A 20,506-nucleotide genomic window follows, 5' to 3' on the forward strand; every position below is an offset into this window, starting at 1 on the left:
CCACCGGGATGTCGACGGCGTCGAGGACGGACGGCAGCAGCAGTGTGGTCGCGACGGAACCGGTGTGGCCACCGCCCTCACCACCCTGCACGATCACCGCGTCCGCGCCCCAGGAGGCGACCTTGACCGCGTGCTTGGCCGCGCCGATGGACGGCATGACGACCACGCCGTTGTCCTTGAGCTTGGCGATGAGCTCCTTCTTGGGAGCCAGCGCGAAGGAGGCCACCTTCACGCCGTCGCGGATCATCATGTCGATGCGGTCGGGCGCGTCCGACAGGTCGGCGCGAATGTTCACGCCGAAGGGCTTGTCGGTCTTGGCCTTCGTCTTGGCGATGGCCACCTCGAGCTCGTCGAGGGTCATGGTCGCCGAAGCGAGGATGCCGAGGCCACCCGCGTTCGCGGTGGCCGCGACCAGGCCCGGACCGGCGACCCAGCCCATGCCGGTCTGCACGATCGGGTGGTCGATGCCGACCAGTTCGGTCAGCGGCGTCTTCAGCCGTTGCGCGGTCATGCCGTCACTTCCTTCTCACGGAAGCCCTTGGGGTCCAGCACGGTCCGGATGATGGTGAGCTCTTCCTCGGTGGGCAAACGGGTCTCGCCCGCCTCGGCCAGCCCGGCGATCTCGAAGGAGGTGTTCTCCGCGACCTCGTCGGCGGTCACACCCGGGTGCAGCGACAGCGCGCGCAGGGTATGGTCCGGGCCGTTGAAGTCGAACACGCCCAGGTTCGAGACCACCCGGTGCAGGTGGTGGAAGCGGTAGGCCGGGTTCTCGGAATCGACCTTGTCGTAACCGATTCCGGAGACGATGTCGACCTGGTCGACGAACACCCGCTTGTTGTGCTTGGGCACGAAGTAGCTGGTGGCGTGGTTGATGGTGTTGCCCGGCGCGCCGCGCACACCGAACATCTGCCGGGTCGGCTGCTGCAGCGGACCGAACGCGGACAGGTTCTGGTTGCCGTACCTGTCGATCTGGTTGGCGCCCATGACCACATGGCGGCGACCGGAATTCACCACATCGAAGACCTTCGAGAACGGAATCCAGCCCTCGATGGGCGCCTTGCCGCCGATCGGCGGGATCTCGGCGAAGAACAGCGCCTCACCGTCGGACAGCAGCAGGTCCGGCTCGAAGGTGAGCCGCGCCAGCCGCGCGCCGATGGTGGTGACGGTGGACATGGGCGAGGCCATGATCTCGCCCGCGCCCCGGAAGATCTCGGCGGCGGCGACGACGCAGATCTCGGCCCGAGTAATGGTGGTGGTGTCGGTCATTACTTCTGCTCCTCGGCGAAAGCCTTGACGGCGGCCTGATATTCGGCCTCGGACACGTCCAGGTAGCGAGCCTTGAACTCGGCCCACGACTCGGGCGTCTTGGCGGCCTCGACATAGTGGCGCTGGAACTTCTCGTCGCGGCCGTAGCTGCCGGAGAAGGTGAAGTGCGCGCCGCCGGGGGCCTCGACCACCCCGTCGACCATCATGCGGTTGAGGATGAGAGCCTGCGTCGGAACGGCTTTCACCAGTTCCTCGGTCTCGACGAGCCGGTCCACCGACAGGTAGCGCTTCTCGGCGGAAAGCATGTACAGGTCGTCCATGTACGGGTCGACACCGGTGTAGGCGGCATTGCCGTGCTTGTCACCCAGGTCCAGGTGCACGAAGGCGGCGTCCAGGTTCAGAGCGGGCATGGCGACGAGGGTTTCGCGGCGGCCGTCGGCATCGGCGTACGGGGACTGGACGGTCTCGAGCTCGCCCTCCCAGAAATCGATGACGGCAGAACCCAATCCGGCGCGGATGGGCAGGAACGGCAGGCGGGCCGCGGCGGCCTGCAGACCGCACTTGACCATGCCCTCGTCCATCTCGCGCACGGTGATCGCACCCTCGGTGCGGGCCTTGGCGAACCACGGGTCGTAGAACGGCGCGGAGTCCAGGGACACGAAGCCGTAGTAGGCCTTGCGCACCTTGCCCGCCGAGCACAGCAGGCCCAGATCCGGGCCGCCGTAGGTGACGACGGTCAGATCGGTGATGTCCGAACGCAGCAGGGCGCGCACGAAGGCCATCGGCTTGCGCCGGGAACCCCAGCCGCCGATGCCGATGGTCATGCCGCTGCGGAGCTCACCGACGACCTCGTCGAGGCTCATTCGCTTGTCGCGCATAGTGTTTCGCCCCTTCTACTTTGCTTTTTTCTGAGCGGCCAGGTCGTCGTCGAAGCGCGCCCGGATCTCGTCGGCCACGCCCGCGAGGTTGAGCTCCATGGTGAAGCCCTGCTCGAAGCGGTAGGAGCGGTGCACGTCCTGCACGTCGATGCCGTTGAGCGCCTTCTTGGCGGCGCGGATGACGCGGCCGTCCTTGTTGGCGATGTTCTTGGCGACCTCCATGGCGGCGGCGTCGAGTTCGGCGCGCGGCACCACCTTGAAGACCGAGCCGTAGTGGTGCAGCTGCTGCGCGGTGAGGGTGCCCGCGGTGTAGAACATGGTCCGCATCAGGTGCTGGGGGACCAGTCGCGCCAGGTGGGTGGCCGCACCGAGCGCGCCGCGGTCGACCTCGGGGAGGCCGAAGGTCGCGTCGTCGGAGGCGACGATGACGTCGGAGTTGCCGACCAGGCCGATGCCGCCGCCGAGGCAGAAGCCGTTCACGGCGGTGACGACCGGAACCTCGCAGTCGTAGATCGCCGCGAAGGCGGCGAAGCAGCCGTGGTTGGCGCGGATCAGGGCGGTGTGCCCGGTGTCCGCGTTCATCTCCTTGATATCCACGCCCGCGTTGAAGCCGCGGCCCTCGGCGCGCAGCACGACGACCCGGGTCTCCGGGTTGCGGCCGGCCTGGGTGACGGCGTCGGCCAGGGCGAACCAGCCGTCGGAAGGCAGCGCGTTGACCGGCGGGTAGTCGACAGTGACGACTTCGACGCCCTCGGTTTCGGTGTGACGGTTGATCCCCATCGAATGTCCCATCGTTGGCAAAACAAGCAAGTGCTTGGTAGGTTATCACGGTGGGAATCGAAGTAAACCTGTCCGGCTCGGTCGTCTTGGTCACCGGCGGCGTGCGCGGCGTCGGCGCCGGCATCAGCCGGGTATTCCTGGACGCGGGCGCGACCGTGGTGGCCTGCGCGCGACGGCCCGGCGACACCCCCGTCGAGAGCAATGGCCGCGGCATCGACTTCCTGCCGTGCGATGTGCGCGACCCGGACTCGGTGCGCGGACTGATCGAGGCCATCGTCGCGAAGTACGGGCGGCTCGACACCGTGGTGAACAATGCCGGTGGCGCGCCCTTCGCCCTGGCCGCCGACGCCAGCGCCAACTTCCACGCCAAGATCGTGCAGCTGAATCTGCTGGCGCCGCTGCTGGTTTCGCAGGTGGCCAACGAGGTCATGCAGAAGCAGGAGACGGGCGGATCGATCGTGATGATCTCCAGCGTCTCCGGGCATCGGCCCTCTCCCGGCACGGCGGCCTACGGTGCGGCCAAAGCCGGTGTGGACAGCCTGGTTTCGTCGCTCGCGGTGGAGTGGGCTCCGAAGGTGCGGATGAACTCCGTCATCTGCGGCCTGGTCAACACCGAGTCCTCGCACCTGCACTACGGCGACGAGGAGGGCATCGCCTCGGTGAGCCGAACGGTTCCCATGCAGCGCATGGCGACGCCCGAGGACATCGGTCGCACCGCCGCGTTCCTGGCCTCGCCCCTGGCCGCGTACGTCACCGGCAGCGCGCTGCTGGTGCACGGCGGCGGCGAGAAGCCCGCCTTCCTCGAAGCATCCACCGCAGACGTCCCCGCCGTCTCGGGCCACTAGACCGATCGAACACGAAGAGGTAATCGATATGACCGACAACAAGATCTGCGACGGCCGCGTCGTCATCGTGACCGGCGCCGGTCGTGGCATCGGCCGTGCCCACGCCCTCGCCTTCGCCGCCGCCGGCGCGAAGGTGGTCGTGAACGACCTCGGCGCCGAGCTCGACGGCGCGCCCAGCCCGGACTCCCCGGCCGCGCAGGTCGTCGAGGAGATCAAGGCCCTCGGCGGCGAGGCCATCGTGAACGGCGACGACATCTCCGACTGGGAGGGCGCGCGCCGCCTGATCCAGACCGCCGTCGACACCTTCGGCCGCCTGGACGTGCTGGTCAACAATGCCGGCATCGTCCGCGACCGGATGCTGGTCAACCTCGCCGAGGACGAGTGGGACGCGGTCATCAAGGTGCACCTCAAGGGCCACTTCGCGCCCATGCGGCACGCCGCCGAGTACTGGCGCAACGAGGCCAAGGCCGGTCGCACCCCCGAGGCCCGCATCATCAACACCAGCTCCGGCGCGGGCCTGCTCGGCTCGGTCGGCCAGGGCAACTACTCCGCCGCCAAGTCCGGCATCGCGGGCCTGACCCTCACCGCGTCGGCCGAATTCGCGCGCTACGGCATCACCGTCAACGCCATCGCCCCGGCGGCCCGCACCCGCATGACCGAGACGGTCTTCGCCGACATGATGGCCGCCCCCGAGGACGGCTTCGACGCCATGGCCCCGGAAAACGTCTCGCCCCTGGTGGTCTGGCTGGGCAGCGCCGATTCCGCCGGTGTCACCGGCCGCATGTTCGAGGTCGAGGGCGGCAAGGTGACCGTCGCCGACGGCTGGCGCCACGGCGTCTCCATCGACCGCGGCGCCCGTTGGGAGCCGGCCGAGCTGGGCCCGGTCGTGCGCGACCTGCTGTCCAAGGCCACCACCCCGGAGCCGGTCTACGGCGCGTAACCTCCCCCGCCTCTCCGGGCCTCTGCTCCGGCCAACGCTGCGCTGTGCCCGCTACTTCTTGCGGATGCCGGAGACCAGGGCGAAGACGGTGTCCAGGATCGGGGTCGGGGTGAGTGAGGTGGCCACCACCTGGATCTTTCCGGCGAGGCCCGGGATGTAGCGGGCCCTGGGGCGCCTCGCGGTGAGAGCCTTTTCGATCTCGTTGACGACCGAGTCGACGGGGGCGGCGATCTTCGGGACCTGCTGGGACATCTTGCGCAGGCCCGCGAGGTGGGCGCTGTAGAGCTCGCGCTGGGCATCGGTGAGGTGGGCGGTCGTGGTGTCGACCATGTCGGTCGCGCCGAACCAGAGGTCGGTGGCGATCGGGCCGGGCTCGATCAGGGACGTGTGGATTCCCCAGGGGCGCAGCTCCACCCGCAGGGCGTCGACCAGGCCCTCGAGGGCGAACTTGGAGGAGTTGTAGGCGCCGGTCCCGGGGGTGGAGATGCGGCCGGACAGCGAGGAGATGAAGACCACGCGGCCGCGGGTGGCGCGCAGGCGCGGTAGGACGGCCTGGGTGACCGCGACCGCACCGAAGACATTGACCTCGAACTGGTTTCGGAGGACGTCCAGATCGAGGAGCTCGACCGGACCGTCGGCGACGATGCCCGCATTGTTGACCACGGCCGTCAGGTCGGCGGGCAGCACCTCGTCGAGGGCGGCGATGTGGTCGGGATTCGTGACATCGAGGACGACCGGAGTGATGCGGGAGTCCGCCTCGACCAGCGCCTCACCGTCGGAGAGCTTGCGGACGCCGGCGTAGACCTGCCAGTTCTGCTGCGCCAGACGCAGGCAGACGGCCTTGCCGATGCCGCGCGCCGCACCGGTAACCAACACAGAGTTCATGGAGGTCAGCCTAATTCGGGCCGGCCGAAAGCGGCGTCCGGGAATTGCGGATGCCGTCCGGGGACGGGGGTGCCACCATGTGGCGATGGGGAATGTCCTGATTGTCGGAGACCTGCACGGGAACACCGCGCATGCGCTGGCATTGATACGGGTCGCGGCGCGGAATGACTGCGCGCGGGTGTTCGCCGTGGGGGACTTCGGGGCGTGGGAGCACATGCACTCGGGGCGGCGGTACTTCGACGTGGTGAACAGGGCGGCCAAGCGCGCCGGGGTCACCGTGTACTTCCTGGACGGGAACCACGACAAGAGCTCGCTGCTGCACGAGCTCTACGACGAGCATCCCGACGACGAGGGATTCCTGGTGTGCCGCAAGCACCTCCGGTACGCCCCGCGCGGGCACCGCTGGACCTGGGAGGGCACCAGCTTCGCCGCCTTCGGCGGGGCCCGCTCCACCGACAAGGGCTGGCGGCTGGCCCGGGAGGCCCGCAAGGCCGAGCAGGTCGCCAAGCGACGCGGCTACGGCTCCTCGAAGCGGCCGGAGACCGCGGGCATGCTGTGGTTTCCGGAGGAGGAGATGACCGACGCCGAGCTGACCGGCCTGCTCGATGCCGACAGCTCACCGGTGGACGTACTGCTCACCCACGACAAACCGCGCGCCTCGCAGCCGAAGTGGAATCGCAAGGACAAGGACGAGTGCTATCCCAACCAGGACCGCATCCAGCGGGTGGTGCGGGCGCTGCGGCCCAGCGTGCTGTTCCACGGCCACCTGCACGTCCGCTACACCGACACCATCGCCTCCGGTGACGGGCAGTGGACCCGGATCGAGGGACTGGCCTGCGACCCGGAAGCCTCGCAGTACCTGGAGTATTCGTCCGAACACTCCTGGTACGTGCTGCAGCTGCCCTACGCCGGAGAGCAGGCGGACGGACCGGCCGCGGCCGAACCCCGTTCGCTACCTGCCTGATTCGTCGTAGGAGGAGGTGCCCTCGTCGAGCAGCGGCTCCTCCCCCTTGAAGTGCGCGGGCGCGAAGACGCGCAGCACGTGGTAGCCGGTGATGACGACCAGGGTGCCCAGGGCGATGCCGCTCAGGGTGAAGTTGCTGGTGAACTTCATGCTCACATTGCCGATGCCGATGATCAGGCCCGCGGCGGCGGGCACCAGGTTCAGCGGATTGCGGAGATCGACCCGGGCATTGGTCCAGATCTGCGCGCCCAGCAGGCCGATCATGCCGTACAGGATGACGGTGATCCCGCCCAGCACGCCGCCCGGAATGGCCGCGACGATGGCGCCGAACTTGGGGCACAGGCCGAACAGCAGCGCGAAGAACGCGGCGGCCCAGTAGGCGGCCGTGGAGTACACCCGGGTGGCGGCCATGACGCCGATGTTCTCCGAATAGGTGGTGTTGGGCGGGCCGCCGACCGCGGTGGACAGCATGGAGGCCGCGCCGTCGGCGGCGATGGCGGTGCCGAGCCTGTCGTCCAGGTTGGCGCCGGTCATCTCGCCGACCGCCTTCACGTGCCCGGCGTTCTCGGCGACCAGCGCGATCACCACCGGCAGCGCGACCAGCACCGCCGACCACTGGAAGGACGGAGCGTGGAAGCTGGGCAGGCCGAGCCAATCCGCCTTGGCCACACCGGACAGATCCAGCCGCCAGTGATCGGTGACCTTGCCGCTGCCGTCGGCCGAATGGATCTGCCCGAACACCCGGTCCTGCACCCACGAGAGCCCGTACCCGAACACCAGGCCCAGGAAGATCGCGATGCGCGCGAAGAATCCGCGCAGGCCCACCACGGCCAGCCCGGTGAACAGCATGACCAGCAGCGCGGTCCACTGATCCTGCGGCCAGTAGGTCGAGGCGGTGACCGGGGCCAGGTTGAAGCCGATGAGCATGACCACCGCGCCGGTCACCACCGGTGGCATGGCGGCGTGAATGATGCGCGCGCCGAACCGCTGTACGGCCAGGCCGATCAGGAACAGCGTGGCGCCCACCACCAGGCAGGCGCCGGTAACCGTCGCGCTACTACCGCCCTGCGCCCGGATCACCGCGGCCACACCCACGAACGACAGCGAGCAGCCCAGATAGCTGGGCACCCGGCCGCGGGTGGCGAGCAGGAACAGCACGGTCGCGACGCCCGACATCATGATGGCGAGGTTGGGATCGAGCCCCATCAGCACGGGCGCAACGAAACTCGCGCCGAACATGGCCACCACGTGTTGCGCGCCCAGCCCGAAGGTGCGCGGCCATGACAGCCGCTCGTCCGGTCGCACCACCGCCCCCGGCGCGGGCGAGCGCCCGTCGCCGTGCACCTTCCAGCGGACACCGAGATCCATGAACCGCCCGCTTTCTCCCGAAGGCCCGAAACAAGTCCGCGGCCATCCTAATCCGAGCAAACCCCCAGCTCGCGCCGCGCTCCCCGCCTGGCCCGCCGAGCCCGGCCGGTGCGGTGCGAGCCCGCCGGGCCGGCCCGGCGGGCCGTCTTCACAGCTCTGGGCAACGTCCCGCAACCCGCCGGGTGCGCGGGTACGCCGATCGGTTCAGAGCAGGCCGTATCGGTGCCGGACGGCGGCGGGCAGAGCGTACGGGTTCGGGGCATCCACTTGCGACGCGGCCGAGTCATCGTGCGGCGCAGCAATTTTTGACAACTCCCCGACCGGTCGCATCAACAGACGCCAGGCGGTCGCCACCGCGGGATCTGCGGTGAGTTCACCTCGCAGGCGATCGGCGCATTCGAGCGCGTGCGCGAGCGCCTGTTCGTGAGCATGCGAAATCGCCTGTGCCATCCGCGAATCCGGTAGCTCGAGGGCCTTGATGCGGCCGTCCGGTGCGACCACGATCCGCACCCCGTCCACGTCGGCGCGAGCCCGCACGCCGTCGATGGCGTCCTGTACCCGCCGGGCCTTGCGGGCTATCTCCTCGAACCGGCCCTGCACCGATCTCGACATGCACGCAGTGTAGGAATCCCGGCCGAAATGCCGTGGCATCCCGGCAACTTCGCGCACCCTGCGGAGGTCAGGGCTGGACGCGGATCTGCTGCATCATGTCGTGGTCGGCATGGTCGAGGTTGTGGCAGTGCCACACGTAGCCGTGGATCTCCGGGGTATCCGCCATCCCGCCCGCCATGCCGGCACCGGTGGGCGCCATGGCCTCCGCGCCGGGCGGCACGGGAACCACCGCATCAGGATCGAAGCCGAGCTCCTCGACCGACGGCCACTTCACCAGGATCCGGGTGATGGTGTCGGTCGGGCACTCGATGGTGTCCTTCCACCCGGCTTCCCAGGGCGGCGGCCCCTGCTGGGGCCCGATGGCGAACCCGTCGGCCGAGGGCGCCCAGCGGGTACCGAACGCCGGCGGGTAGTTGGCGAAGAAGTAGACCGAGGTGAGCATGGGCTGGCGGCCGATCACCCGCATCCGGGCCAGGTGCAGGTGGATGGGGTGGTCGAACGGGGTCGTGTTGACGATGTCCCACTGTTCCACCGTCCCGGCCCGTGCCGTATCGATGTCCGAGCTCAGGAAGGGCAGATTGTTCAGCGACATCATGGTCGGGAAGACCGCCGCGGCCCGGGAATCGTCATTGAGGCCGAGTAGCGTCACCGTGCGCACCGCGCCCGGCCGATAGGTGGGCTCCAGCGGGTCGGGCAGGCCGGGGCCGCCCCGCAGCAATCGCGGGATGTCGTGGGCCGGACCGTCGCCCGCGCCGGTGAAGCGCATGATGGGCCGCAGCTCGGGGGCCATGAACACGGCATTGCCGAAATCGTTTTCGGCGGTATTGATCAGGTCGACGGTCTCGCCGTCGCCGAGGCCGCCGAAATCGACGAGCAGGTCCACCCGTTCACCGGGGCTCACCCGGATCGACGGTGTCGGCACCGGCCGGTCCAGCAGGCCCAGATCCCCGCCGATCGCGAAGAACAGCATGCCGTTGGAGAACTCGAAGATGTAGGGCCGCGAGTTGGAGCCGTTGAGCAGCCGGAACCGGTAGACGGTGCGCCGTACCTCGAGCCGCGGCCACACCACGCCGTTCACGCAGCACACGTCCCCCAGCTGCCCGGATTGGTTGTAGCCCTGGGGAATATAGGTGGCCACCATGGGTTGCAGGCTGCCGTCGGCATTGAAGGTCCGGTCCTGCACGATGAGCGGGATCTCGAACTCGCCGCTGGGCAGGCCGATCGGGTTGCCGTCGCGGCCGGTGTCGAATTCGTCCCGCAGGTAATACATTCCGGCCAGCCCGGCCTGGATGTTCAACCTGGTGATCCCCATGGCGTGGTCGTGGTACCAGAGGGTCGCGGCCTCCTGCCGGTTGCCGTACGCGAAGCTGGGCCCGCCGCCATTGCGCCAACCGATGAGCGGATGTCCGTCGGAGTCGGGGGAATTCGCGCCGCCGTGCAGGTGCACGGTGAAGCGCGGATCGGTGCGATCCAGCTCGGTGACGCCGTGCATGGTCAGGTCCACATGCTGGGCCAGCACATGGGTGCCCAGCTCATTGCGAAAAGCGATACGCGCCACCTGATCCCGATGCGCCTCCAGGTTCGGCCCGAGCACCGGCTGCCCGAAGCCCCAGCTGCGGGTCTCCGGCAGTTCCCGGTGATAGCGGTGAGTTCCCGAGATGGCCGCCAACTCCCCTGCGGCCCGCCGTGTTTCGGGAATAGGCAGGTCGTCGACGAACGGCTGCAGCGCGGGCGAATGGTAGTCGAACGGCGTGAACGTCGGCGGGGGCAGCGGGGGCAGCGGCACGGGCGGCGGGGGCAGGGGGACCGGATCGGCGGCCGCAGCGGCCATGTAGCCCATGCCCGCTAAACCGAAGGCCCCCAGGAGGAAACCTCTTCTCGGCAGGTACTCGTCCATCACAGTCCCCACCCCGGACAACTTCGCCTTCAACCGGCCTGTCGTTCGACGATAGCGAACATTGCCAGGCCCCGGATACGAAAGCGGGACACCGAAACTCGGTGTGCCGCTTCCGAAACGCCGTATCTGGACTAGCCCAGGCGCTCGATGATGGTGACGTTGGCGGTGCCGCCGCCCTCACAGATGGTGAGCAGACCGTAGCGGCCGTTCACCCGCTCCAGCTCGTTGAGCAGGGAGGCGAACAGCTTGGCGCCGGTCGCGCCCAGCGGGTGGCCCAGCGCGATGGCGCCGCCGTTGACATTGACCTTGTCGGGGTTGGCGCCGGTCTCCTTGATCCAGGCCAGCACCACCGAGGCGAAGGCCTCGTTGATCTCGATGACGTCCATGTCGTCGATGGTCAGACCGGTCTTCTCCAGCGCCCACTTGGTGGCCGGGATCGGCGCGGTCAGCATGTAGATCGGGTCCGCGCCACGCGCGCTCACGTGGTGGATGCGCGCCCGCGGGGTGAGCCCGTACTCCTGGACCGCCCAGTCCGAGGCCAGCAGGGTGGCGCTGGAGCCGTCGGAGATCTGGCTGGCCAGGGCCGCGGTGATGCGGCTGCCCTCGGCGAGCGGCTGCAGCCCGGCCATCTTCTCCAGGGTGGTCTCGCGCGGGCACTCGTCGATCCAGAAGTCGCCCACCGGCACGATCTCGCGGTCGAACTTGCCGTCCACGATGGCCTTGCGGGCGCGCTCGTTGCTGCGCAGCGCCCACTCCTCCATGTCGCGGCGGGAGATGTCCCACTTCTCGGCGATCATGGTGGCCGAATTGAACTGCGACACTTCGCCGGTGCCGTAGCGGTGGTCCCAGCCCTGCGCGCCGACGAACGGCGAGTCGAAGCCGTAGGCCTGCCCGGCCAGCATGGCCGCGGAGATCGGGATGGCGCTCATGTTCTGCACGCCGCCGGCCACGATCACCTCGGCGGTGCCGGACATGATGGCCTGGGCGCCGAAGGTGATGGCCTGCTGCGAGGAGCCGCACTGCCGGTCCACGGTCACGCCCGGTACCGACTCGGGGTAGCCCGCGGCCAGCCACGAGGTGCGCGCGATGTTTCCGGCCTGCGGGCCGATGGTGTCGCAGCAGCCGAACACCACGTCGTCCACCGCGGCCGGGTCCAGGTTGGTGCGCTCGATGAGCCCCTTGATGGCGGCGGCGCCCAGATCGGCCGGGTGCACGGCGGCCAGCGAGCCGCCCCGCTTGCCGACCGGCGTGCGCACGGCGTCGATCACATACGCCTCACGCATCGGCGAATACTGACGGCGGGACGGTGCTGACATGGGGAACTCCTACTGGCTGCTGCTGCGGTGAAGTTGTCGCTGAGAGTTGGTTATGTGCGCTTCTCGGGGCTGGTGAGCCCGTCGAGCACGATGGTCAGGTACTGCTTGGCGAGGTTGTCGACGGTGATCCGGCCGCCGGGCTGGTACCAGCGCACCGACACCCAGACGGTGTCGCGCAGGAACCGGTAGGCCAGTTCGATGTCCATCTCGGGCCGGAAGCTGCCGTCGGCGACGCCGTTGGTCAGCACCTGGTGCCAGAGCTCACGGAACTCGCTGTTGTATTCCGCGATGTAGTCGAATCGCGGTGTGCCGCTGAGTCGTTTGGCCTCGGCCTGGTAGATGGCGACGGCCGCGTGGAACCGGTCGAAGGATTCGTAGGAAGCGGTGACCAGAGCTTCCAGCGTGTCGCGGGCGGGGACGCCGGCCGCCACGATTTCGCGGTAGCGACCGAACAGGTCGTCGAGGAACCCGCGCAGGATTTCGTCCACCATGGCTTCTTTGGAATCGAAGTGGTGGTAGAGACTCCCGGATAGAATCCCCGCCGCGTCGGCAATGTCACGAACCGTGGTGGCGCGCAGGCCCCGTTCCGCGAACAGGTTCGCGGCCAGGCCGAGCAGCTCGGTGCGACGTGCTGATTTGGAAGGGTCAGGTTGGGTCACCCCGTCAATATACAACCAAGCATTTGCTTGGTCTACCTGCCTTCCGTTCAGCGCATCGAATACCGCAGCGGCGACGAGACCGACAGGTCGGCCAGCAGGCGATCGCAGATGACCACGGGTGACACCCCCGCCCGCGCCATCCGCGCCACCAGCGCCAACCGCCGTTCGGGACTGTCCCATTCGACGGTCAGCGGCTCCCGGCCCGGCCCGGCGTCCACGGTGGCCATGACCCGCGGCGGTATGCCGTCGCGACCGGGTTCCTCGATGAGCTTGAGGACCATCCCCCGCTGCCAGGCCCGATAGGTCTCCATATCGGCGCCCACCACCAATTTGTCTGTGGCAGCACATAATCCCTGCGCGATACCGTCGGTGAAGGCGGCATGGTCGTAGCGCAGGCGGCGGCAGTTGCGCACCACCTCCAGCAGATCGGCCCGGACCTCGCAGAGCAGGGCCGTCCTTTTCCAGCGACGCCGATCCGCCTCGCTGTCCGAATACCCGATCCGGGACAGGCCGATGCGGCGGGCGCGCTCGCGATCACGAACCATGTCCCGCCGCAACGCGCCACGCGGGTCGCGTGTCACGTCGGTTTCGTCCACGGCGTGTTGTTCCAGGATCTGCGCCGCCCGCATGGCGGTGGCGCATTCGGAGTCGTGATCCAGTAATTCCGCACCCAAAGTCAGTGCGGCCAGAACGACATTGTCGAGTCTTCGGCGCGCTAGAACGACCTCACGCACCAGCTCGAGTTCCAATTCCTCATGGGCGTGTGCTGGGGCTGCTTGTTGTCGGCGATCCGGACCCATGGGTCGTGCCCTTCGACTAGCGGTACCGGCCTAAACCAGGATTGCACACCCACACCCTCGACGCGCCAGCCATTTTTCGGTGCCATATTGCCCTCCGCTCCGCTCCGGGCGTGTTCGCGGCGCTGAAGGTCTCGTTCTTCCCTCCTCCGCTCCTCCGCTTCGCTCCCCCGCTCCAAGGCGGGAGGTCTATCAAGCCGCAGTCCAGAACGAGACGCGCCGCGAACCAATCGACGGAGCATTCAAGAATTGGCAAAAACACATCCGGCCCGCCTGTTTTCAGGCGGGCCGGAGAATTTTCCGAGCGAATCAGATATTGGTCAGGCGCGCTGGCTGGAAATGGAGACCACCTCGCCGGTCAGGTAGGTGGTGTAGTCGCTGGCGAGCATGGCGATGGTGGCGGCCACCTCCCACGGCTCGGCGGCGCGGCCGAAGGCCTCGCCCGCGGCCAGGCGGTCGAGCAGGTCGGCCGAGGTGACCTTGTCCAGGAAGGCGTGGCGGGCGATGGAGGGGGCCACCGCATTGATGCGCACGCCGAACTCGGCGGCCTCGACCGCGCTGCAGCGGGTCAGCGCCATGACGCCGGCCTTCGCGGCGGCGTAGTGGGCCTGGCCGTGCTGGGCGCGCCAGCCCAGGACCGAGGCATTGTTGACGATGACGCCGCCGTGGCCGGCCTCGCGGAAGTACTTGAGCACCGCCCGAGTTGCGCGGAAAGTCCCGTTCAGCGTGATGTCGAGGACCTTGTCCCACTGCTCGTCGGTCATGTCCACGACCGGCACCTCACCACCGAGGCCCGCATTGTTGACCATGATGTCGATCCGGCCCAGCGCCGCGACGGCACCGGCGACCAGCGCGTCCACCTGCTCGGTCGAGCTGACGTCACAGGGCACGGAAGCGATTCGGCGGTCGGGGAATTCGGCCTGCAGCGCCTGCTCGGTCTCCTTCAGGCGACGCTCGTGCCAGTCGGAGATCACCACGTCCGCGCCCTCGGAGAGCAGACGGCGCGCGGTGGCCGAACCGATGCCGGTGCCCGCGGCGGCGGTCACCACCGCGATCTTGCCCGCGAGCAGATTGTGGCCGGGGGTGATTTCGGGAGCGGTGGACAGGTCGACGGTATTCAATTGACGTTCGCTTCGCTCACTCACGGTCGAGCCTCTCGGGGAAGTCCGAGCACGCGCTCGGAGATGATATTGCGCTGCACTTCGTTCGAACCGCCGTAGATGGTGTCCGCACGGGTGAAGAGGAACATGCGCTGCCAGGCATTGAGGTCATCGCCCGGGCCGTCGGCGATCAGGCCGGGCGCGCCGAGCACGTCCATGGCCAATTCGCCCAGGCCGCGATGCCAATTGGCCCACAGCAGCTTGGTCACCGAGGCCTGCCCGGCGGCGGTGCGGGCATCCACAGAGGCTCCGTCGTGGCCGGACTCCAGGGTGCGCAGCACGTGCGCGCGCAGCACCCGCAGGCCGACCCACGCCTTGTCGAAACGGTCTGCCAGGACCGGGTTCTCGATCGCCCCGTTCTCCCGGGCCACGGCCTCGAGGTCGGCGAGTTCGCGCGCGTAGCGGATCTGCTGGCCGACGGTGGAGATGCCGCGCTCGAAGGTGAGCGTGCCCATGGCGACCTTCCAGCCGTCGCCGGGCTGCCCGACCACCAGATCGGCGGCGGTGCGGGCATTGTCGAAGAAGACCTCGTTGAATTCCGCGGTCCCGGTGAGCTGGATGATGGGCCGCACCTCGACGCCCGGCTGCTTCATGGGGACGAGCAGGTAGGACAGACCGTGGTGGCGGGTCGAGCCCTTCTCGGTGCGGGCGACCACGAAGCACCAGTCGGACAGGTGCGCCAGCGAGGTCCAGATCTTCTGGCCGTTGATCACCCATTCGTCGCCCTCGAGCTGGGCGGAGGTGGTGACGGCGGCCAGGTCCGAGCCCGCGCCCGGCTCCGAATAGCCCTGGCACCACAGCTCGGTGACATTGCGGATGCCCGGCAGGAAGCGCTTCTTCTGCTCCTCGGTGCCGAAGGCGATGACCGTGGGTCCGAGCAGTTCCTCGCCGAGGTGCGAAACCCGGCTCGGGGCATCGGCTTTGGCGTATTCCTCGTGGAAGATGACCTGCTGGCGCAGGGTGGCGTCGCGGCCGCCCCACTCCTTGGGCCAGCCCAGGCAGGTCAGGCCGGCGGCGGCGAGGGCGCGATCCCATTCGAGCCGCTCCTCGAAGGCCTCGTGCTCGCGCCCGGGACCACCCAGACCGCGCAGCTCGCGGAACTGGCCGTTCAGGTTCTCGGCCAGCCATTCGCGCACCTCAGCACGGAATTCGGCGTCCTCGGGGGGCTCAATCCCGCTGGCCGGTTCGGGGGTCTGGATCATGCTCACGTCGGTAGAGTAACCTACCAAGCACTTGCTTTGTTAGACCCATTCCCGGACAGCGAGGAAGCCCTGTGACATCTCCTCCGCAGACCACACCGCTCGCCCTGCACGCGGCCGCGCACGTCTACGGTGACGCGCCCGCTGTCGGCGACGGTGCCGTGCGACTGAGCTGGTCGCAACTGCTGGACTCGGTGCGTGAGACCGCGCGTGCGCTGATGGCGCGCGGCATTCAGCGCGGCGACCGCATCGGCATCTGGGCGCCCAACACGCATCACTGGGTGACCGCGCTGCTGGCGAGCCACTACGTGGGTGCGGCGATCGTTCCGCTCAATACCCGGTACGTGGCCGCCGAGGCGGCGGATGTGCTGTCGCGGGTGCAGGCCAAGGCGCTGTTCATCACGGGCGAATTCCTGGGGCGCGACCGGCTGACCGAACTGCGGACCGCCGCACCGGAACTGGGCATCGAGACCACCATCGTGATCCCCGTCGAGGGCGAGGCCCCCGTCGAGGACGCCATCGTCTGGTCGGAACTGGGCAAGGTGGCCGAGGCGGTGAGCCTCGAGCAGGTCGTCGCCCGCGCGGAATCGGTATCGCCGAACGATCTTTCGGACATCCTGTTCACCTCCGGCACCACCGGGCGCAGCAAGGGCGTGCTCATCGCGCACCACCAGGTGCTGAGCAGCGCCCGGGCCTGGGCCGACTGCGCGACGCTGAACAACACCGACCGCTATCTGATCGTGCCGCCGTTCTTCCACAGCTTCGGGTACAAGGCGGGCATCATCACCAGCCTGGTCACCGGGGCGACCATGATTCCGCAGGCCGTGTTCGACGTGCGGGAGACCATGCGGCTCATCCAGGGCGAGCGCATCACCGTGCTGACCGGTCCGCCGACCATCCACCAGACCATCCTCGGCCACCCGGAGCGCGACGTGGCGGACCTGTCCAGCCTGCGCGTCGCGGTCACCGGCGCGGCCACCGTGCCGGTCGTGCTCATCGAAAGAATGCGCAGCGAGCTCGATTTCGAGGTGGTGCTGACCGCGTACGGGCAGACCGAATCGGGCGGGTTCGGCACCATGTGCCGGCCCGAGGACTCCAGCGAGACCATCGCCAATACCTGCGGGCGCACCATCGACGGCTTCGAGATGAAGCTCGCCGACAATGGCGAACTGCTGCTGCGCAGCGACCAGGTGATGCGCGGCTACCTCGACGATCCGCAGGCCACGGCCGCGACCATCGACGCCGACGGCTGGCTGCACACCGGTGACGTCGCCGTCATCGACGACCGCGGCTACATGAAGGTCACCGATCGGCTCAAGGACATGTACATCTCCGGCGGCTTCAATGTGTATCCCGCCGAGGTGGAACAGACCATGGCCCGGCTCGAGGGTGTCGCCGAGACCGCGGTCATCGGCGTGCCGGACGAGCGCATGGGCGAGGTCGGCAAGGTGTTCGTGGTGCGCCGGTCCGGCTCGGAGCTGACCGCCGACGACGTGCAGGCCTACGCCAAGGCGCAGCTGGCCAACTTCAAGGTGCCCAAGTACGTGGAATTCCGCGACGAGCTGCCCTACAACGCCGCCGGAAAGGTTCTCAAGCGGCAATTACGTGAGGAGACCGCGTGAGCGAGTCAAGCCCGGAGGCGGCAGCCGAGCGTAACCACGTAGGGCGCTCGATCACGCGTAAAGGAGACAGTGTGAGCCAGGAACTGGGTGCCATCCCGGACGAGGGCGAAGTCGTCCTCTACGAGAAGCGGGGGCCGATCGCGGTCGTCACGCTGAACCGGCCGGACTACCGCAATGCGCAGAACTCGGTCATGACCTACGCGCTCGATGCCGCCTTCGTGCGGGCCGTCGAGGATCCGGAGGTCAAGGTGATCGTGCTGGGCGGCGCCGGAAAGCATTTCAGCGCGGGCCACGACATCGGCACGCCGGGCCGCGACCACCACATCAAGTACGAGAACAAGGCCGCGCTGTGGTGGGACCACACCGATCGCCCGGGCGGCGATCAGCGCTTCGCCCGTGAGTCCGAGGTCTACCTGGGCATGTGCCGCCGCTGGCGGGAGATCCCCAAGCCGACCATCGCCATGGTGCAGGGCGCGTGCATCGCCGGTGCGCTCATGCTGGCCTGGTCCTGCGACATGATCGTGGCCTCCGACGACGCGTTCTTCTCCGATCCGGTTGTCCGCATGGGCATTCCGGGCGTCGAGTACTTCGCGCACCCGTGGGTGCTGGGGCCGCGCCGCGCCAAGGAGATCCTGTTCACCGGCGAACGCTTCACCGCCGCACAGGCTTACGAGTGGGGCATGGTCAATCGTGTCGTCCCGCGCTCGGATCTGGAGACCGAGACCTTCGCGCTGGCCGACAAGATCGCGGAGATGCCGCAGTTCGGGCTGGCGCTGACCAAGAAGGCCGTCAACCAGTGTGAGGACCTCATGGGCATGCGGGCCGGCATGGACTCGGTGTTCGGGCTGCACCACTTCGCGCACGCCCACAATGCCGAGGTCGGCGCGGACTCGCTGGGCGGGATGAACGCCAAGTCCATGAAGGCCGCCGCGACCGACGCCGCTGCCGGCCGCGAAACAGAATCCGCCAACAACGACGGGGCGAAATAAGTGGATCTCGAATTCGACGCCAAGACAGAGGGGTTCCGCGCCGAGGTGCGCGAGTTCCTGGCGGCCAATGTGCCCGCCACTCCCCTGCCCTCCATGGACACCAAGGAGGGCTTCCAGGCGCACCGCTCGTGGGAGGCCAAGCTCGCCGAGGCCCGCCTGTCGTGTGTGGCCTGGCCCGCCGAGTACGGCGGCCGCGACGCCTCGCTGACCGAGTGGGTCATCTTCGAGGAGGAGTACTACGCCGCGGGCGCGCCGGGCCGCGTCTCGCAGAACGGCATCTTCCTGCTCGCGCCGACCCTGTTCGAGCACGGCTCGCCGGAGCAGCTGGCCCGCATCCTGCCGAGAATGGCGCGCGCCGACGACATCTGGGCGCAGGCCTGGTCCGAGCCGGAGGCCGGCTCCGACCTGGCGGGCATCCGCTCCACCGCCAAGCGCACCGAGGGCGGCTGGCTGCTCAACGGCCAGAAGACCTGGAGTTCGCGAGCCTCGTTCGCGGACTGGGGTTTCGGCCTGTTCCGCAGCGACCCGGAGGCCGAGCGCCACCGCGGCCTGACCTACCTGATGTTCCCGCTCACCGCGGAAGGCATTACGGTGCGGCCGATTCCGCAGCTGGACGGTGAGCCGGGCTTCGCGGAGATCTTCCTGGACAACGTGTTCGTGCCGGATGCGGACGTGATCGGCGAGCCGAACAACGGCTGGAAGGTCGCCATGGCCACCTCCAGCAATGAGCGCGGCCTGTCGCTGCGTTCGCCGGGCCGGTTCAATGCCACCGCCAACAAGCTCATCGAGCTGTGGCGCGGTGCGGCCGCCGAGTCCGACACCGCCCTCGCCGACCGCGTGGTCGACGCCTGGGTGGGCGCGGAGGCGTACCGCCTCAACACCTGGGCCACCGTGACCCGGCTGGCCGAGGGCGGTCAGCTCGGCGCGGAATCCTCGGTGAACAAGGTGTTCTGGTCGGATCTGGACATCGCCATGCACGAGACCGCGCTCGATCTGCACGGCGCGGCCGCGGAACAGGAATCGGCCTGGACCGATGGCTACCTGTTCTCGCTGGCGGGCCCGATCTACGCCGGTACCAACGAGATCCAGCGCAATATCATCGCCGAACGCCTGCTCGGCCTGCCGCGATAGCCACCCGGAGGACGACGACATGCGATTCGCATTGACCGCAGAACAGAACGATTTCGCCGCCAGCCTGCGCAAGATGGGCGAGGCCGCCAAGACTCCCGGCGTCGTCCGGGCGTGGGGCGCGGGCGATTCCACCGCCGGGCGCGCACTCATCGGCCAGCTGGCCGAGGCGGGCGCGCTGGGCCTGACCGTCACCGAGGAGAACGGCGGCTTCGGCGCGGGCCCGGTCGAGATGATCGTGGCCTTCACCGAGATCGGCCGGGCCGCGGTGCCGGGCCCGCTGGTGGAGACCGCCGCCGCGATTCCCGCACTGCTGCAGGCGCTTCCGGACTCGGCGCTCGCCGCCGAACGGCTGCCCGAGCTGGCCGAGGGCGCGAAGCTGGGCACCCTCGCGGTGACCGCCACGGCCGGAGCGAATGCGGGCCGGGCCGAGGGCGCGGCCACCGCGCTGGATGCCGACATCGCCGACCTGGTGCTGATCGCCGAGGGCGACCGCATCGCGCTGGCCACCGCCGGTGCACTGGTGACGTCGGTGGACGCCGCCCGCCGCCTGTTCACCGTGGCCGTCGGCGAGACCCTGGCCGAGGGCGAAGGCGTCGGCGCCGCCATCGATCTCGCCTTCGACACCGCCGCCCTGGCCGCCGCCGCGCAGCTGCTCGGCGCGGGCCGGGCGCTGCTGGACACCAGCGTCGAGTACGTCAAGCAGCGGCAGCAGTTCGGCACCCCGATCGGGCGCTACCAGGCCATCAAGCACCACGTGGCCAATGCCCACATCGGGCTGGACATGGCGCAGCCGCTGCTCTACCGGGCGGCCCTGACCCTGGAGTCCGGCGCGGACGCGCAGACCCGCGGCCGCGACATCTCCGCGGCCAAGCTGGCCTGCGGCGAGGCCGCCTACCAGGCCGCCCGCATCGCACTGCAGGTGCACGGCGCCATCGGCTATACCGCCGAATGCGATCTGTCGCTGTGGCTGACCAAGGTCACCGCGCTGCGCTCGGCCTGGGGCACCCCGGCCGAACACCGCGCCCGGATCGCCGCCGCGCTCCGCGCCGGAAACGTCGCATGAGCACCCCGGGGGGCGGGGGGCCGAGCACGGCCGGCCGCCGGGGGGAACACTCTCATCCATTCTCCGACATGGGAGCGCAAGCATTAGCCTCCCCCCCCAACAACAGGAAATCCCCACCCCCATGCGTGTGTTGTT

At 68.7% G+C, this 20,506-nt stretch carries 19 protein-coding genes and 1 pseudogene; 7 read left to right on the forward strand and 13 right to left on the reverse strand.

The annotated features are described in order from the left end of the window. The 4 genes and pseudogenes from ipdC to ACFXN1_RS48445 form a co-directional block, all read right to left on the reverse strand. Positions 1-511: pseudogene (ipdC, locus tag ACFXN1_RS48430) on the reverse strand ((3aS,4S,5R,7aS)-5-hydroxy-7a-methyl-1-oxo-octahydro-1H-indene-4-carboxyl-CoA dehydrogenase); the annotation flags it as partial. Then, on the reverse strand, positions 508-1,266 hold the full coding sequence (locus tag ACFXN1_RS48435) for a CoA-transferase subunit beta (RefSeq protein WP_379437918.1): 759 nt from the start codon (positions 1,264-1,266) through the stop codon (positions 508-510). The pseudogene ipdC and the gene ACFXN1_RS48435, both read right to left, overlap by 4 nt. After that, on the reverse strand, positions 1,266-2,144 hold the full coding sequence (locus ACFXN1_RS48440) for a CoA transferase subunit A (protein WP_379398133.1): 879 nt from the start codon (positions 2,142-2,144) through the stop codon (positions 1,266-1,268). The genes ACFXN1_RS48435 and ACFXN1_RS48440 overlap by 1 nt, the downstream gene beginning before the upstream one ends. 15 nt (positions 2,145-2,159) lie before the next feature. After that, positions 2,160-2,924 (reverse strand): enoyl-CoA hydratase family protein, encoded by a 765-nt coding sequence (locus ACFXN1_RS48445; protein ID WP_354831217.1) that lies wholly within the window; start codon positions 2,922-2,924, stop codon positions 2,160-2,162. A gap of 50 nt (positions 2,925-2,974) precedes the next feature. Here ACFXN1_RS48445 and ACFXN1_RS48450 point away from each other — a divergent pair, with 50 nt between their 5' ends. Both ACFXN1_RS48450 and ACFXN1_RS48455 read left to right on the forward strand, forming a co-directional pair. Then, positions 2,975-3,769 carry an SDR family oxidoreductase gene (locus ACFXN1_RS48450; RefSeq protein WP_379383149.1) on the forward strand — a complete coding sequence of 265 codons (795 nt, stop codon included), beginning with the start codon at positions 2,975-2,977 and terminating at the stop codon, positions 3,767-3,769. Between the two features lie 28 nt (positions 3,770-3,797). After that, positions 3,798-4,709 carry an SDR family oxidoreductase gene (locus ACFXN1_RS48455; protein ID WP_379383150.1) on the forward strand — a complete coding sequence of 304 codons (912 nt, stop codon included), beginning with the start codon at positions 3,798-3,800 and terminating at the stop codon, positions 4,707-4,709. Positions 4,710-4,760: 51 nt separating this feature from the next. Here ACFXN1_RS48455 and ACFXN1_RS48460 read toward each other — a convergent pair whose 3' ends face one another. Then, complete coding sequence (locus tag ACFXN1_RS48460; RefSeq protein ID WP_379437916.1) at positions 4,761-5,594, reverse strand: SDR family oxidoreductase; 834 nt, start codon at positions 5,592-5,594, stop codon at positions 4,761-4,763. A gap of 85 nt (positions 5,595-5,679) precedes the next feature. Here ACFXN1_RS48460 and ACFXN1_RS48465 point away from each other — a divergent pair, with 85 nt between their 5' ends. Continuing rightward, complete coding sequence (locus tag ACFXN1_RS48465) at positions 5,680-6,558, forward strand: metallophosphoesterase (protein WP_379437914.1); 879 nt, start codon at positions 5,680-5,682, stop codon at positions 6,556-6,558. Here ACFXN1_RS48465 and ACFXN1_RS48470 read toward each other — a convergent pair. From ACFXN1_RS48470 to ACFXN1_RS48505, 8 genes are all read right to left on the reverse strand, one after another. Continuing rightward, positions 6,547-7,926 (reverse strand): uracil-xanthine permease family protein, encoded by a 1,380-nt coding sequence (locus tag ACFXN1_RS48470; RefSeq protein WP_379437913.1) that lies wholly within the window; start codon positions 7,924-7,926, stop codon positions 6,547-6,549. The two genes, ACFXN1_RS48465 and ACFXN1_RS48470, sit on opposite strands and share 12 nt — an antisense overlap. A gap of 204 nt (positions 7,927-8,130) precedes the next feature. Beyond that, positions 8,131-8,538, reverse strand: a complete 408-nt coding sequence (locus ACFXN1_RS48475; RefSeq protein WP_379437911.1) for a hypothetical protein — start codon at positions 8,536-8,538, stop codon at positions 8,131-8,133. A 67-nt stretch (positions 8,539-8,605) separates the two neighbouring features. After that, the gene (locus ACFXN1_RS48480; protein WP_379464037.1) at positions 8,606-10,447 is read right to left on the reverse strand and encodes a multicopper oxidase family protein; all 1,842 of its coding nucleotides are present in this window, start codon (positions 10,445-10,447) and stop codon (positions 8,606-8,608) included. A 119-nt stretch (positions 10,448-10,566) separates the two neighbouring features. Continuing rightward, positions 10,567-11,718 carry an acetyl-CoA C-acetyltransferase gene (locus tag ACFXN1_RS48485; protein ID WP_379437954.1) on the reverse strand — a complete coding sequence of 384 codons (1,152 nt, stop codon included), beginning with the start codon at positions 11,716-11,718 and terminating at the stop codon, positions 10,567-10,569. An 83-nt stretch (positions 11,719-11,801) separates the two neighbouring features. Next, the gene (locus ACFXN1_RS48490; RefSeq protein ID WP_379398145.1) at positions 11,802-12,410 is read right to left on the reverse strand and encodes a TetR/AcrR family transcriptional regulator; all 609 of its coding nucleotides are present in this window, start codon (positions 12,408-12,410) and stop codon (positions 11,802-11,804) included. A 47-nt stretch (positions 12,411-12,457) separates the two neighbouring features. Further along, positions 12,458-13,210: a hypothetical protein gene (locus tag ACFXN1_RS48495; RefSeq protein WP_379437910.1), complete on the reverse strand. Its 753-nt coding sequence runs from the start codon at positions 13,208-13,210 to the stop codon at positions 12,458-12,460. Between the two features lie 317 nt (positions 13,211-13,527). Continuing rightward, positions 13,528-14,352 carry an SDR family oxidoreductase gene (locus ACFXN1_RS48500; RefSeq protein ID WP_379398149.1) on the reverse strand — a complete coding sequence of 275 codons (825 nt, stop codon included), beginning with the start codon at positions 14,350-14,352 and terminating at the stop codon, positions 13,528-13,530. Further along, positions 14,349-15,569, reverse strand: a complete 1,221-nt coding sequence (locus ACFXN1_RS48505) for an acyl-CoA dehydrogenase family protein (RefSeq protein WP_364606757.1) — start codon at positions 15,567-15,569, stop codon at positions 14,349-14,351. Before ACFXN1_RS48505 ends, ACFXN1_RS48500 begins: the two co-directional genes overlap by 4 nt. Before the next feature lie 71 nt (positions 15,570-15,640). Here ACFXN1_RS48505 and ACFXN1_RS48510 point away from each other — a divergent pair, with 71 nt between their 5' ends. The 4 genes from ACFXN1_RS48510 to ACFXN1_RS48525 all read left to right on the forward strand — a co-directional run bounded on the left by ACFXN1_RS48510 (position 15,641) and on the right by ACFXN1_RS48525 (position 20,371). Beyond that, positions 15,641-17,188 (forward strand): FadD3 family acyl-CoA ligase, encoded by a 1,548-nt coding sequence (locus tag ACFXN1_RS48510; RefSeq protein ID WP_379437908.1) that lies wholly within the window; start codon positions 15,641-15,643, stop codon positions 17,186-17,188. Between the two features lie 71 nt (positions 17,189-17,259). Further along, positions 17,260-18,177, forward strand: coding sequence for an enoyl-CoA hydratase (locus tag ACFXN1_RS48515; RefSeq protein ID WP_379437907.1), 918 nt, complete (start codon positions 17,260-17,262; stop codon positions 18,175-18,177). Beyond that, the gene (locus ACFXN1_RS48520; RefSeq protein ID WP_379437905.1) at positions 18,178-19,308 is read left to right on the forward strand and encodes an acyl-CoA dehydrogenase family protein; all 1,131 of its coding nucleotides are present in this window, start codon (positions 18,178-18,180) and stop codon (positions 19,306-19,308) included. It begins immediately after the preceding gene. Between the two features lie 19 nt (positions 19,309-19,327). After that, positions 19,328-20,371, forward strand: a complete 1,044-nt coding sequence (locus tag ACFXN1_RS48525; RefSeq protein ID WP_379437904.1) for an acyl-CoA dehydrogenase family protein — start codon at positions 19,328-19,330, stop codon at positions 20,369-20,371. Positions 20,372-20,506 lie beyond the last annotated feature (135 nt).

Origin of the sequence: Nocardia sp. NPDC059154, from assembly GCF_042755705.1 — a bacterium.
In the GTDB taxonomy this organism is placed as follows: domain Bacteria; phylum Actinomycetota; class Actinomycetes; order Mycobacteriales; family Mycobacteriaceae; genus Nocardia.

What these genes read in the sequence shown, in the direction of transcription:
- ACFXN1_RS48435 (WP_379437918.1), bottom strand. Translation starts at nt 1,266, where the DNA reads ATGACCGACACCACCACCATTACTCGGGCCGAGATCTGCGTCGTCGCC.
- ACFXN1_RS48440 (WP_379398133.1), bottom strand. Translation starts at nt 2,144, where the DNA reads ATGCGCGACAAGCGAATGAGCCTCGACGAGGTCGTCGGTGAGCTCCGC.
- ACFXN1_RS48445 (WP_354831217.1), bottom strand. Translation starts at nt 2,924, where the DNA reads ATGGGGATCAACCGTCACACCGAAACCGAGGGCGTCGAAGTCGTCACT.
- ACFXN1_RS48455 (WP_379383150.1), top strand. Translation starts at nt 3,798, where the DNA reads ATGACCGACAACAAGATCTGCGACGGCCGCGTCGTCATCGTGACCGGC.
- ACFXN1_RS48460 (WP_379437916.1), bottom strand. Translation starts at nt 5,594, where the DNA reads ATGAACTCTGTGTTGGTTACCGGTGCGGCGCGCGGCATCGGCAAGGCC.
- ACFXN1_RS48465 (WP_379437914.1), top strand. Translation starts at nt 5,680, where the DNA reads ATGGGGAATGTCCTGATTGTCGGAGACCTGCACGGGAACACCGCGCAT.
- ACFXN1_RS48470 (WP_379437913.1), bottom strand. Translation starts at nt 7,926, where the DNA reads ATGGATCTCGGTGTCCGCTGGAAGGTGCACGGCGACGGGCGCTCGCCC.
- ACFXN1_RS48475 (WP_379437911.1), bottom strand. Translation starts at nt 8,538, where the DNA reads ATGTCGAGATCGGTGCAGGGCCGGTTCGAGGAGATAGCCCGCAAGGCC.
- ACFXN1_RS48485 (WP_379437954.1), bottom strand. Translation starts at nt 11,718, where the DNA reads ATGCGTGAGGCGTATGTGATCGACGCCGTGCGCACGCCGGTCGGCAAG.
- ACFXN1_RS48495 (WP_379437910.1), bottom strand. Translation starts at nt 13,210, where the DNA reads ATGGGTCCGGATCGCCGACAACAAGCAGCCCCAGCACACGCCCATGAG.
- ACFXN1_RS48505 (WP_364606757.1), bottom strand. Translation starts at nt 15,569, where the DNA reads ATGATCCAGACCCCCGAACCGGCCAGCGGGATTGAGCCCCCCGAGGAC.
- ACFXN1_RS48525 (WP_379437904.1), top strand. Translation starts at nt 19,328, where the DNA reads ATGCGATTCGCATTGACCGCAGAACAGAACGATTTCGCCGCCAGCCTG.